Raw genomic sequence first — 12105 nt, forward strand, 5'->3', positions numbered from 1 at the left:
CGGTGTCACCGTGCGGAAGCAGGACAGGCGCTCTACTTCGCGGTCCCGAAGGTCAGGCCTGCGGCGGGCGCGTCATCGAGAGGACGTCGAGGGCCGTGTCGAGCTGCGCCTCGGTGACCTCGCCACGCTCGACGAACCCGAGGTCGATCACGGCCTGCCGCACGGTGATGCCCTCCTTGACGGCGTGCTTGGCGACCTTGGCCGCTGCCTCGTAGCCGATGGCCCGGTTGAGCGGCGTGACGATCGACGGGGACGACTCGGCCAGCGCGCGGGCACGCTCGACGTTCGCCGTGATGCCGACGATGGTCTTGTCCGCCAGCACGCGCGACGAGTTGGACAGCAGCCGGATCGACTCCAGCACACCCTGGGCGATCACCGGGATCTGCACGTTGAGCTCGAACGACCCGGACGCACCTGCCCACGCCACGGTCGCGTCGTTGCCGATGACACGCGCGCACACCATGAGCACGGCCTCGGGGATGACCGGGTTGACCTTGCCCGGCATGATCGAGGAGCCCGGCTGCAGGTCGGGCAGCGCGATCTCGCCGAGGCCCGTGTTGGGGCCTGAGCCCATCCAGCGCAGGTCGTTGCAGATCTTCGTCAGCGAGACCGCGATGGTGCGCAGCGCACCCGACAGCTCGACCAGGCCGTCGCGGGCCGACTGCGCCTCGAAGTGGTCGCGGGCCTCGGTCAGCGGCAGGCCGGTGTCCTCGGCGAGCAGGGCGATGACCCGCTGCGGGAAGCCGGCCGGGGTGTTGATACCGGTGCCGACGGCGGTGCCGCCCAGCGGCACCTCGGCGGCACGCGGGAGCGCAGACCGCAGCCGCTCGACGCCGTAGCGGACGGCGGCGGCGTATCCGCCGAACTCCTGGCCCAGCGTGACCGGGGTGGCGTCCATGAGGTGCGTCCGCCCGGACTTGACGACCTCCGCGTACTCCACGGACTTCGCCTGGAGCGCCTCCGCCAGGTAGGTGAGCGCGGGGATCAGGTCGTTCACGACGCCGGAGGTCGCCGCGACGTGCACGGACGTCGGGAAGACGTCGTTCGACGACTGCGACGCGTTGACGTGGTCGTTCGGGTGCACGTCCTTGCCGAGCGCGGCGGTGGCGAGCGTCGCGAGGACCTCGTTCGTGTTCATGTTCGACGACGTGCCCGAACCGGTCTGGAAGACGTCGATCGGGAAGTGGCCGTCGTGCTTGCCGGAGGCGACCTCGTCCGCGGCAGCGACGATCGCCTCGGCGATGTCCTTGTCGAGCACGCCGAGCTCCGCGTTCGCGGTGGCGGCGGCCTTCTTCACGCGGGCGAGGGCCTCGATGTGCGAACGCTCGAGGGGCGTGCCGGAGATCGGGAAGTTCTCGACGGCACGCTGCGTCTGGGCGCGGTAGAGGGCGTTCTTCGGGACGCGCACCTCACCCATGGTGTCGTGCTCGATACGGAACTCGGTGTCGCCGGACGGGACGACGGTGTCAGCAGTCATGGTTCTATCGTGCCGCAGCCGCGCCCCGCCGACGCACCCGAGCACGTGACTCCTGTCACCCCGGCCGGCGCCGCGCCCGTCAGTCGGTCCGGGACAGAGCCGCGGGAAGCTCGCCGACGTCCCCGATCACGTTGACCATGCGTGCGCTGCCCTCCGCGAGGTCGTACTCGAGACCGACCACCGCACACCTGCCCTCCTCGACCGCCTTGGCCAGACCTGCCGAGTAGCTGTGCAGCATCCCGACGGTGTGCTTGACGTGCTCGCGGCGCAGCACGTTCTGGTCGGCGAGCGCGGCCATCGCCGTGGCCGGGTCCCCTGACGTGATGCTGACGATCGACGGGATGACGCGGTCCACCACCGCACGCACGAACCCGCCGGGCTGCTCACCCGTCGCGAGCGTGTGCGCGGCGGCAGCCACCGCACCGCACGAGTCGTGGCCCAGCACGACGACGAGCGACGCGCCGAGGACGTCGACCCCGTACTCGATGGAGCCGATCACCGTGGTGTCCAGGACGTGTCCGGCCGTGCGGACCACGAACACGTCGCCGAGCCCCTGGTCGAAGATGATCTCCGCGGCGACCCGGGAGTCCGAGCAGCCGAAGATCACGGTGTGCGGGTGCTGCGCGGCCTGGAGCTCGCGTCGCCGGGCCGCGCCCTGGGACGGGTGGGCCGGAGCGTCCGCGACGAAGCGGTCGTTGCCTGAGCGCAGCAGCGCCCAGGCGTCACGCGGGCTGAGCCGCTCTGGTACTGCGGTCATCGGTTTACCTCCTCACGGCGGGGCGGGTTGGCTCCCGCCCGGGACACGGTGATGGCCGCTACGGCGACACAACCGTCCAGCACCCGCTGCACGGTCGCGACGTCGACGGCGCCCAGCGCTCCGCGCCGGTCGGCGCCGAGCAGGTCGTGCTGCCACAGGCCGTCGATCAGCGCGCCCATGAACGAGTCGCCGGCACCCACGGTGTCGACCACCTCGACCGGCGGGGCGACCGCCTCGACCACACCGGCGTCGGACACGGCGACCGCGCCCTTGCCGCCGAACGTGACCACGACCAGCGCGGGTGTGCCGCGCTGCCAGTCGCGTGCGACGGCGACGGGGTCGGTGCCGGGGTAGAGCCAGCCCAGGTCCTCGTCGCTCACCTTCACCACGTCGGAGAGCTGCACGAGCGCCTCGACGCGGGGCCGCACCTCCTCGGCGGGGCCCATGATCGCTGGTCGCGCGTTCGGGTCGTACGTGGTGGTCGACGTCGTCCGCGCCGCCTCGAGGACCTGCCGCACCTCGGTGGCGCCCGGTTCGAGGATCGCCGCGATCGAACCCGTGTGGACCGCGAGGGCGGCGCTGCCGCCGACCTCGGCGCTCGTCTCGGCGCTGGTGTCGGCACCCGGCAGAGCCGCCGCGGGAACGCGCCACGCCAGATCGAAGTCGTAGGTGGCGGAGCCGTTCTCGTCGAGCGTGGCGACCGCGACACTGGTGCGTTCCGCCCCGTCGCTGCCCGGCACGAGCGTGACATCCGAGTCGGCGAGCCACGCGCGCACCAGGTCGCCCCGTGCATCGGCGCCGAGCCAGGTCGCGAGCCGGACGTCCCGGCCGAGGCGGCCCAGCGTGAGCGCGACGTTGGCGATGCTTCCGCCGGGATGTTCGGCGGAGGAGCCGTCGGGCCGGTGCACCTCGTCCACGAGCGCCTCGCCCACGGCGAGGACGTACGGGCTCACTCGGCCTCCTCCGGCGACTCGGCCGACGAGAGAGACCCCTGCTGCGCGGCGGCGAGGCGCTCGCGGGCGCCGTCGAGCCATTCCTGGCAGCGGGCGGCCAGGGCCTCACCGCGCTCCCAGAGCGCGAGCGACGCCTCCAGCGGCTCGCCGCCGGTCTCCAGGCGGCTGACCACCTGCACGAGCTCGTCACGCGCCTGCTCATAGCTGAGCGTCGCGACGTCGGGAGCGCTCCTCACCGGATCGGTTCCGGTCACCGCATCTGTACTCACGGGGAACAGTCAACAGCACACCACCGACATCCGTTGTCTTCTGTCCACAGGGCGTCCACCGGGGCGTCCGCACGGAAAGAGTTTGGTCCTGGCGTGTCCGACGTCGGACCATGGTGACCCATGGGCCATCTCGAAGTAGCGCACGTCGAATACCACCTGCCGGATGGCCGGACCTTGCTCGGTGACGTCTCGTTCCGCGTGGGCGAGGGCAGCGCGACGGCGATCGTCGGGCCGAACGGCGCGGGCAAGACCACGCTGCTGCGCATCATCACCGGTGAGCTGGCGCCGCACGCGGGCTCCGTTGCGATGAGCGGCGGCCTCGGCGTCATGCGCCAGTTCGTCGGTTCGGTGCGCGACGAGACCACGGTGCGCGACCTGCTCGTCTCGGTATCGGCGCCCCGCCTGCGTGAGGTCGCGCGCGCCGTCGACGAGGCCGAGCACCGCATGCTGACGGTCGACGACGAGGCCGCCCAGATGGCGTACGCGCAGGCCCTGTCCGACTGGGCGGAGGTGCGCGGCTACGAGGCGGAGACCCTGTGGGACGTCTGCACCATGGCCGCGCTCGGCATCCCCTACGACCGGGCGCAGTATCGCGAGGTGCGGACGATGTCGGGCGGCGAGCAGAAGCGCCTCGTCCTGGAGGCGCTGCTGCGCGGCACCGCCGAGGTGCTGCTCCTCGACGAGCCGGACAACTACCTCGACGTGCCGGGCAAGCGGTGGCTGGAGGACCAGCTCAAGGCCACCAAGAAGACGGTGCTGTTCGTGTCCCACGACCGGGAGCTGCTGTCCCGGGCGGCGGACCGGATCGTGTCGCTGGAGCCCGGCCCCGCCGGCGCCGACGCCTGGGTGCACGGCGGTGGGTTCGCCACGTTCCACGACGCGCGGCGCGAGCGGTTCGCGCGGTTCGAGGAGCTGCGCAGGCGCTGGGACGAGAAGCACGCCCAGCTCAAGAAGCTGGTCCTCACGCTGCGCAACCAGGCCGCGAGCAGCCCCGACATGGCCTCGCGCTACCGCGCGGCGCAGACCCGGCTGAAGAAGTTCGAGGAGGCCGGGCCGCCGCCGGAGCCGCCGCGCGAGCAGGACATCACGATGCACCTGCGCGGCGGGCGTACGGGGCTGCGGGCCGTCACCTGCGAGGGCCTGGAGCTGACGGGCCTGATGAAGCCGTTCGACCTGGAGGTCTTCTACGGCGAGCGGGTGGCCGTGCTGGGCTCGAACGGCTCGGGCAAGTCGCACTTCCTGCGGCTGCTCGCGGGTGGCGACGTCGCGCACACCGGTTCGTGGAAGCTCGGGGCGCGGGTGGTCGCCGGACACTTCGCGCAGACGCACGCACACCCTGAGCTGTTCGGGCGCGCGCTGCTCGACATCCTGTGGGAGGACCACGCGCAGGACAAGGGCAAGGCGATGGCGCGCCTGCGCCGGTACGAGCTCACCGAGCAGGCCGAGCGGCCCTTCGACCGGCTGTCCGGCGGCCAGCAGGCCCGGTTCCAGATCCTGCTGCTCGAGCTCGCCGGCTCGACGGCGCTCCTCCTCGACGAGCCCACCGACAACCTCGACCTCGAGTCGGCCGAGGCGCTCCAGGAAGGGCTGGAGTCGTTCGACGGGACCGTGCTGGCCGTGACGCACGACCGCTGGTTCGCGCGCTCGTTCGACCGGTACCTCGTCTTCGGGTCGGACGGCGTCGTGCGCGAGACCTCGGAGCCCGTGTGGGACGAGCGGCGGGTCGAGCGGGAGCGGTAGCCGGGCTCAGGCGGGCGCGACGCCGTGCTCGGCGAGCCGTTCCAGCAGGACGTCGTGCCCCTCCTTGAGGCGCCACTGCACCGCGCGCATCCCGGTCGACCGGGCACCCGCGACGTTGGGGGAGTGGTCGTCGATGAAGAGGATCGCCGCCGGCTCGGCCCCGATCCGGGTCGCGGCCTTCTGGAAGAACGCGGCGTCCGGCTTGGCCACCCCGAGGTCGCAGGAGTAGAGCTTGACGTCGAACAGCTCGTCGTAGGGCAGCGTGGCCCGCATGTGCTCGGCCCGGCGCCGGACCTGGTTGGTGCCGAGGTGCACGCCGTACCCGGCGTCGCGCAGCCCGCGGACCAGGTCCAGCGAGGCTGGTGACGTCGCGATGTTCAGCCAGACGGCCGCGAACAGGTCGGCCGCCGGCACGTCGACGTCGTACTGCCGCAGGACCTCGGCGAGCACCGGCAGGAAGTCGTCGTCACCCCCCAGCAGCGGCCGCTCGTAGGCCGAGGCGAGGGTCAGGATCTCGGGGGCGCGCTCGCCGAGCAGCGGCGTGGCCGAGGCGAAGAAGCCGTCTCGGATCTCCTGGAGCACGCCGTCGGCGTCGAAGAGCACGTGTCGGATGGTCGTCACCAGCGAACCGTAACGGTCCCGGGCCCGCTGGCCCGGTGCGCGCGCCGGACCGCGCCCGGCACCGCTCGTCACAGATCTGGGGTGCTCCCGGTCGAACTCACGACGGGCCGTCCGGCTCGTCGAGAACGTCCCGGACATGAATGGGGAACCACCATGAAGATCGTGGTCATCGGCGGCACCGGCCTCGTAGGCAGCCAGGTCGTGAACAACCTGCGCGAACACGGGCACGAAGCGGTGGCAGCCGCGCCGCAGACCGGCGTGAACACCCTGACCGGCGAGGGCCTGCCGGAGGTGCTCGAGGGCGCACAGGTGCTGATCGACCTGAGCAACTCGCCCTCGTTCGCGGAGGAGGACGTCACCAACTTCTTCCGCACCTCGACCACCAACCTGCTCGAGGCCGAGGCGAAGGCGGGGGTGCAGCACCACGTGATCCTCTCGATCGTGGGCGCCGAGGGCGTCGACTCCGGCTACATGCGCGCCAAGATCGTGCAGGAGGACCTCGTCAAGGCCTCCGGCGCCGGCTGGTCCATCGTGCGGTCCACGCAGTTCCTCGAGTTCCTCGGCTCGATCGCCGACACCGCGGAGGCGGACGGCGCGGTGCACATCGCCCCGGTCCGGTTCCAGCCGATCGCCTCCGCCGACGTCGCCCGCTTCGTCGCCAGGACCGCCGTCGACACCCCGCTGAACGGCACCATCGACATCGCCGGACCGGAGGTCTTCGGCTTCGACGAGATCGTGCGCACGTACCTGGCGTCGAAGGACGACCCGCGCGAGGTGCGCACCGACCCGAGCGCCACGTACTTCGGCGCGGCGCTCGAGGACGGCGAGCTCGTGCCGCACGGCCAGGCCCTGCTGGGCGAGGTCACCTACGAGCAGTGGCGCAAGGCCCAGGCCTGACGGTCAGCTCGAACCCTCCGGCGCGGCCCGGCCTTCCCTGGCCCGCCGGAGGAGTTCGAGCTTCTCGGGGTTCATCTGCCACAGCGCCTCCTGCACCCCCTGGTCGGAGGCCGTGATGGACAGGACGCCGAACAGCTCGCCGTCCCGCTCGAAACCGAAGGCGGCCTCACCGTTGAGCATGAGCGGGAACACGGAGGTGTTCGCCCAGAAGGTCTCGGCGAACGAGGACAGGACCCGCGCGACCTTGGCGCGGCCGACGACCGCGACCCGGGCGACGTGCTTGATCCCGCCGTTGCTGTCGACGCGGCTGACGGCGTCCTCCGCGAGCAGCTGCTCCAGCCGCTCGACGTCACCGGCCCGGGCCGCGGCGAGGAACGCCGCGAGCAGCTCGCGGCGAACCGTCGCGTCCACCTCGTGCCGTCGCTCGGAGGCGAGATGCTTGCGCGCCCGGCTCACGAGCTGGCGCGTGGCGGCAGGCGAGACCCCCACGATCCGCGCGATCTCGGGATACGCGTAACCGAACGCCTCACGCAGCACGTAGGCGGCCCGCTCGGTGGGGGTCAGCCGTTCGAGCAGCATCAGCAGCGCCACGTCCAGTGCCTCCGCCCGTTCCGCGCCGAGCGTCGGGTCCTCGCTCGTGTCGACGGGCTCGGGCAGCCACGGCCCCACATAGGTCTCGCGGCGCGACCGCGCGCTCTGCAGCACGTTGATCGCCAACCGCGTCGCCGCGGTGGTGAGAAACGCCTGCGGGTTCACCACCACCGAACGGTCGGTCGTCTGCCACCGCACCCACGTCTCCTGCACGACGTCCTCGGCCTCGGCCGCCGAGCCGAGCATCCGGTACGCGATGCCGAACAGTCGCCTGCGGGCGGTAGTAAACACCTCAGCCGCGTCGTCGAGCGTGGCGTCAACGGAACCTGTCATCGTGCTCTCCTCCTGGTGCCGTATCGACCGTACGCGACCGAATGTCCTTGGGCTCGCTCCGGAGGCGGGTGAACATGTTGGCATGACCACACCCGACCCGATCTTCGTGGACCCTCGGCTCGCGCGGCTCTACGACTCCTTCGACGACGACCGCGGCGACCTCGGCCTGTACACCGACCTCGCCGCACGGTTCGGCGCCCGCACAGTGCTCGACGTCGGCTGCGGGACCGGGGTGCTCGCCCTCCTGCTGGCCAGGCGCGGCCTGCGCGTGACCGGCGTCGACCCCGCCGCCGCCTCGCTCGAGGTGGCCCGCGGCAAGCCCGGCGCCGACGCCGTCACCTGGGTCGAGGGCGGGGCCGAAGCCGTCGCCGGCCTGAGCCTCGCCGCCGACCTCGCGACGATGACCGGCAACGTCGCGCAGGTGTTCACCACCGACGCCGAGTGGGCCGGGGCGCTCGCCGCGGTCCACTCGGCGCTCCGTCCCGGTGGTGTGCTCGTGTTCGAGACGCGTGTGCCGGCGCGCCAGGCCTGGCTGGGGTGGACCCGCGAGCTCCGGTCCGCCCGTCGTGACATCCCCGGGGTGGGTGAGGTGGAGATGTGGAACGACCTGCTGAAGGTGGAGCTTCCGCTCGTCACCTTCCAGCAGTCCTACCGCTTCCCGCCCGGCGTGCTGCCCGACGGCGACGTGGTCACCTCGGTCTCGACCCTGCGGTTCCGCGAGCGGGACGAGATCGAGGTGACGCTGGCCGCCGCCGGGTTCGAGGTCGACGAGGTGCTGGATGCGCCCGACCGGCCGGGCCTGGAGTGGGTGTTCGTGGCGCGCCGGGCCTGACGTCTCAGCGCAGGCTGTGAAGGCTCAGCCCAGGGTGCTGAAGAAGTCCTGGATGTCCTTCGCGAGCAGCTCGGGCTCCTCCATCGCGGGGAAGTGGCCGCCCTCCGTGAAGTCGGTCCAGCGGGTCGTCGCGTTCCACGGGTCGAGCGCACGGCGCATGAGCGGGTGGGTGTCGAACACGACCCAGGCGGCGGGGACACCGGAGGCCCCTGCCCAGCCGAGGCTGGAGTGCTCCGACTCGTAGTAGAACTGCGCGCTCGACGCGCCGGCACGGGTGAACCAGTAGAGGCTGACGTTGGTGAGGAGCTGGTCGCGGTCCACGGCCTCGTCGGGGGTCGCGTGCCGGGGGTTGGTCCAGGTCTGGAACTTCTCGGCGATCCATGCGAGCTGGCCGACCGGCGAGTCGGTGAGGGCCGCGGCGATCGTGTCCGGACGGTGGTTCTGCATCTCGAAGTAGCCACGCTCGGCGACGTCCTTGGTGCGGATGGCCTCGATCTGGGCGATCTCGTCCTCGGTCAGCCCGTCGGGGTAGGGGAACTTGTCACCGACCATGCCGAGCATCCGGCCGTCGCTCCCGGCGTGGGTACCGATGACGCGCTCCGGGTAGACGGCAGCGAGTCGCCCGGTGACGCCCGCGCCGATGTCGGTGCCGTGCGCGGCGAACCGTTCGTAGCCGAGCCGGGTCATGATCTCGGCGTACGCGTCGGCGGTGCGGGCCAGCTCCCAGCCGGTCCCGGACAGCGGCGTGGAGAACCCGAAGCCGGGCAGTGACGGGATGACGAGGTGGAACTGGTCGGTCAGCAGCGGGATCAGGCGCTGGTACTCGACGAACGAGCCCGGCCAGCCGTGGCACAGGATCAGCGGTGTCGCCTCGGGGTTCGCGGAAGGCACGTGCACGATGTGGAAGGTCTGGCCGTCGACGACGGTGGTGAACTGCTCGTGCTCGTTGAGCTTGGCCTCCTGTGCGCGCCAGTCGAACCCGTCGCGCCAGTACTCGGCGAGCTCGGTGAGGTAGGCCTGGGGGATGCCGCGGCTGAAGTCGGTGCGGTCGTCCCGGCCGGGCACGGGGTGCGGGCGGCGGGTTCGTGCGAGCCGGTCGCGGAGGTCGTCGAGGTCGGCCTGCGGGATGTCGATGCGGAACGGGGTGAGTGCGCTGTCCTGGGTCATGACACCTACAGTGCCAGGCGAAGAGGACAGGTTCTGTCCTCTACCGGCCGCGTCCCCCTAAAAAGTCGCAGCGGTGACCTCGGCGTCCAGCGCACCCTCCGCGAGGCGGACGTGGACGCCGGCCCCGACCGCGACGTCGTCGGGCCGCCGCACCACGTGGCCGTCCGCGCGCTGTACGACGGCGTAGCCGCGCTCCAGCGTCGAGGCCGGCGACAACGCCCGCACCTGGGCGCCGAGCCGCCCGATCTCACCGCTCGCCCGCAGCAGCAGTGCGTTCAGGGCGTGCCTGCTGTGCCGGAGCGACTGGACGATGTCGCGCTCCCGGGCCTCCAGCATCGTGTGCGGCACGGCAAGGACCGGGCGGGAGCGGACGCCGTCGAGCCCGTGCTGCTCGCGGTCGATCATCGCCGCGACGGCGCCGCGCATCCGGCTTCGGGCCTGGGTGAGGCGAAGACGCTCCTCCGACACGTCGGGCACGATCCGCTTGGCTGCGTCGGTGGGCGTGGAGGCGCGGTAGTCGGCGACCAGGTCGAGCAGCGGCGCGTCGGTCTCGTGGCCGATCGCGCTGACCAGGGGAGTGCGGGCCTGCGCGACGGCGCGGACCAGCGACTCGTTGCTGAACGGCAGCAGGTCCTCGACCGAACCGCCGCCCCGTGCGACGACTATGACGTCGACGCGGGGGTCCTGATCGAGCTCGGCGATCGCGTTCGACACCTCGCGCACCGCGTTGACGCCCTGTACCGCCACCTCGCGGATCTCGAACCGCACCTGGGGCCAGCGGGCCCGGGCGTTCACCACCACGTCGTGCTCGGCCTTGGACTCGCGTCCGCACACGAGCCCGACGACCGCGGGCAGGAAGGGGAGCTTCCGCTTGCGGGACAGGTCGAACAGGCCCTCGGCCGCGAGGACCCTCTTGAGGGCCTCGATCCGGGCGAGCAGCTCGCCGACGCCGACAGCCTTGATCTCGTTCGCCTGCATCTGCAGCGTGCCGCGCTTGGTCCAGAACACCGGCTTGGCGTGGATGACCACGTGGTCGCCCTCGCCCGGCGGCTGCGGCAGCATGCCGAGGACCCGGGAGAAGATCGTCACCGGCAGGGAGGCGTCCGCCTCGGTGTCACGGAGCGTGAGCCATTGCATCCCGGAACCGGGGCGCTGGTTGAACTGCACCACCTGCCCCTCGACCCAGACCGGCGGCATCCGGTCGATGTAGCCCTTGATCTTCTCCGAGAGCACACGCACCGGCCAGGGGGTGGAGGGCGTGGTGTCGAGCGCCTTCAGCGGGATCTCTGCCGGGTGTGGTCGCTGGGTGGGTTCCGTCACGTGTCCAACCCTGCCACCCACCACCGACACAAGCCCTCCGCACGCCGCCCCTAGACTGCACCTGTGAGTGTCACGAGCCCTGAGCGTCCTGTTGAGACCCAGACCAAGCGCGTCCTGCTGGCTGCACCCCGAGGCTATTGCGCGGGCGTCGACCGCGCCGTCGTCGCCGTCGAGAAGGCACTGGAGACCTATGGCGCGCCGGTCTACGTGCGCAAGGAGATCGTGCACAACAAGCACGTGGTGGAGACGCTGCGGGAACGCGGCGCCATCTTCGTCAACGAGACCGACGAGGTGCCCGAGGGCAGCCGGCTCGTCTTCTCAGCGCACGGGGTGTCGCCCGCGGTGCGCGCCTCGGCCGTCGCGCGCAGCCTCGACACGATCGACGCGACCTGCCCCCTGGTCACCAAGGTGCACAAGGAAGCCGTCCGGTTCGCGAAGGACGACTACGACATCCTGCTGATCGGGCACACCGGTCACGAGGAGGTCGAGGGCACCGCCGGTGAGGCACCCGATCACGTGCAGATCGTGAACTCGCCGGACGAGGTGGACCAGGTGGTGGTCCGCGACCCGGCCAAGGTCGTGTGGATCTCACAGACGACGCTGTCGGTCGACGAGACCATGGAGACCGTGCGCCGGCTGCGCGAGAAGTTCCCGTCCCTGCAGGACCCGCCCAGCGACGACATCTGCTACGCCACGCAGAACCGCCAGGTGGCGGTGAAGAAGCTGGCGCCGGAGTGCGATCTCGTCATCGTCGTGGGCTCGGCCAACTCGTCCAACTCGGTGCGGCTCGTCGAGGTGGCGCTCCAGGCCGGTGCCAAGGCCTCGTACCGCGTGGACCGCAAGACCGAGATCAAGGACGAGTGGCTCGAGGGAGTCACCACGGTGGGTGTCACCTCGGGTGCCTCGGTTCCCGAGATTCTCGTGGAGGACGTCATCGCGCACCTCGCCGACCACGGCTTCGGCACGGTCGACGAGGTCCGGACCGCGACAGAGGACCTGATGTTCTCGCTGCCGCGCGAGCTGCGGGCGGGACTCAAGGCCGCGGGCGAGGAGCCCAAGCGTCCGCGGCGCGAGGCTCGCCCGGAGCTCCCGCTGGCCTGAGCGCTGTGTTCCTGGGGGTCCCGGGTGGCGGGTCCCGCCCTGATGAT

Annotated in this window: 12 protein-coding genes; 4 read left to right on the forward strand and 8 right to left on the reverse strand. The window is 71.4% G+C overall.

The annotated features are described in order from the left end of the window. Positions 1 to 52: 52 nt before the first annotated feature. The 4 genes from ACFWE2_RS20550 to ACFWE2_RS20565 form a co-directional block, all read right to left on the reverse strand. Positions 53 to 1477, reverse strand: coding sequence for a class II fumarate hydratase (locus tag ACFWE2_RS20550; RefSeq protein ID WP_377226068.1), 1425 nt, complete (start codon positions 1475 to 1477; stop codon positions 53 to 55). A gap of 79 nt (positions 1478 to 1556) precedes the next feature. Next, entirely contained in the window at positions 1557 to 2234 is a 678-nt protein-coding gene (locus tag ACFWE2_RS20555; RefSeq protein ID WP_377226069.1) for a carbonic anhydrase, read from the reverse strand. Further along, positions 2231 to 3187, reverse strand: coding sequence for a carbohydrate kinase (locus ACFWE2_RS20560; protein WP_377226070.1), 957 nt, complete (start codon positions 3185 to 3187; stop codon positions 2231 to 2233). The genes ACFWE2_RS20555 and ACFWE2_RS20560 overlap by 4 nt, the downstream gene beginning before the upstream one ends. Beyond that, positions 3184 to 3456: an exodeoxyribonuclease VII small subunit gene (locus ACFWE2_RS20565; protein WP_377226071.1), complete on the reverse strand. Its 273-nt coding sequence runs from the start codon at positions 3454 to 3456 to the stop codon at positions 3184 to 3186. Before ACFWE2_RS20565 ends, ACFWE2_RS20560 begins: the two co-directional genes overlap by 4 nt. Positions 3457 to 3576: 120 nt before the next feature. On the opposite strand from ACFWE2_RS20565, the gene ACFWE2_RS20570 reads away from it, so the two are divergent. Beyond that, the gene (locus tag ACFWE2_RS20570; RefSeq protein WP_377226072.1) at positions 3577 to 5196 is read left to right on the forward strand and encodes an ABC-F family ATP-binding cassette domain-containing protein; all 1620 of its coding nucleotides are present in this window, start codon (positions 3577 to 3579) and stop codon (positions 5194 to 5196) included. A gap of 6 nt (positions 5197 to 5202) precedes the next feature. Here ACFWE2_RS20570 and ACFWE2_RS20575 read toward each other — a convergent pair whose 3' ends face one another. Beyond that, positions 5203 to 5817 carry an HAD family hydrolase gene (locus ACFWE2_RS20575; RefSeq protein ID WP_377226073.1) on the reverse strand — a complete coding sequence of 205 codons (615 nt, stop codon included), beginning with the start codon at positions 5815 to 5817 and terminating at the stop codon, positions 5203 to 5205. Between the two features lie 153 nt (positions 5818 to 5970). On the opposite strand from ACFWE2_RS20575, the gene ACFWE2_RS20580 reads away from it, so the two are divergent. Then, positions 5971 to 6714, forward strand: coding sequence for an SDR family oxidoreductase (locus ACFWE2_RS20580; protein WP_377226074.1), 744 nt, complete (start codon positions 5971 to 5973; stop codon positions 6712 to 6714). Positions 6715 to 6717: 3 nt separating this feature from the next. Here ACFWE2_RS20580 and ACFWE2_RS20585 read toward each other — a convergent pair whose 3' ends face one another. Beyond that, complete coding sequence (locus tag ACFWE2_RS20585; protein WP_377226075.1) at positions 6718 to 7638, reverse strand: RNA polymerase sigma-70 factor; 921 nt, start codon at positions 7636 to 7638, stop codon at positions 6718 to 6720. 82 nt (positions 7639 to 7720) lie between these two features. Here ACFWE2_RS20585 and ACFWE2_RS20590 point away from each other — a divergent pair, with 82 nt between their 5' ends. After that, positions 7721 to 8470: a class I SAM-dependent methyltransferase gene (locus ACFWE2_RS20590; protein WP_377226076.1), complete on the forward strand. Its 750-nt coding sequence runs from the start codon at positions 7721 to 7723 to the stop codon at positions 8468 to 8470. A 24-nt stretch (positions 8471 to 8494) separates the two neighbouring features. Here the strand turns inward: ACFWE2_RS20590 and ACFWE2_RS20595 are convergent, their stop codons facing one another. Together ACFWE2_RS20595 and xseA are read right to left on the reverse strand one after the other, a co-directional pair. After that, positions 8495 to 9637, reverse strand: coding sequence for an epoxide hydrolase family protein (locus ACFWE2_RS20595; protein ID WP_377226077.1), 1143 nt, complete (start codon positions 9635 to 9637; stop codon positions 8495 to 8497). A gap of 57 nt (positions 9638 to 9694) precedes the next feature. Further along, positions 9695 to 10957, reverse strand: coding sequence for an exodeoxyribonuclease VII large subunit (gene xseA / locus ACFWE2_RS20600; RefSeq protein WP_377226078.1), 1263 nt, complete (start codon positions 10955 to 10957; stop codon positions 9695 to 9697). Positions 10958 to 11020: 63 nt separating this feature from the next. Between xseA and ACFWE2_RS20605 the strand changes: the two genes are divergently transcribed. Next, positions 11021 to 12058, forward strand: a complete 1038-nt coding sequence (locus ACFWE2_RS20605) for a 4-hydroxy-3-methylbut-2-enyl diphosphate reductase (protein WP_377226079.1) — start codon at positions 11021 to 11023, stop codon at positions 12056 to 12058. The last annotated feature ends 47 nt before the right edge of the window (positions 12059 to 12105 follow it).

Origin of the sequence: Promicromonospora sp. NPDC060271 (genome assembly GCF_042726755.1) — a bacterium.
In the GTDB taxonomy this organism is placed as follows: Bacteria; Actinomycetota; Actinomycetes; order Actinomycetales; family Cellulomonadaceae; genus Promicromonospora.

Excerpts from the sequence above, each read along its gene's own strand:
- ACFWE2_RS20570 (WP_377226072.1), top strand. The coding sequence starts at position 3,577 with ATGGGCCATCTCGAAGTAGCGCACGTCGAATACCACCTGCCGGATGGC.
- ACFWE2_RS20550 (WP_377226068.1), bottom strand. The coding sequence starts at position 1,477 with ATGACTGCTGACACCGTCGTCCCGTCCGGCGACACCGAGTTCCGTATC.
- ACFWE2_RS20555 (WP_377226069.1), bottom strand. The coding sequence starts at position 2,234 with ATGACCGCAGTACCAGAGCGGCTCAGCCCGCGTGACGCCTGGGCGCTG.
- ACFWE2_RS20585 (WP_377226075.1), bottom strand. The coding sequence starts at position 7,638 with ATGACAGGTTCCGTTGACGCCACGCTCGACGACGCGGCTGAGGTGTTT.
- ACFWE2_RS20580 (WP_377226074.1), top strand. The coding sequence starts at position 5,971 with ATGAAGATCGTGGTCATCGGCGGCACCGGCCTCGTAGGCAGCCAGGTC.
- ACFWE2_RS20590 (WP_377226076.1), top strand. The coding sequence starts at position 7,721 with ATGACCACACCCGACCCGATCTTCGTGGACCCTCGGCTCGCGCGGCTC.
- ACFWE2_RS20595 (WP_377226077.1), bottom strand. The coding sequence starts at position 9,637 with ATGACCCAGGACAGCGCACTCACCCCGTTCCGCATCGACATCCCGCAG.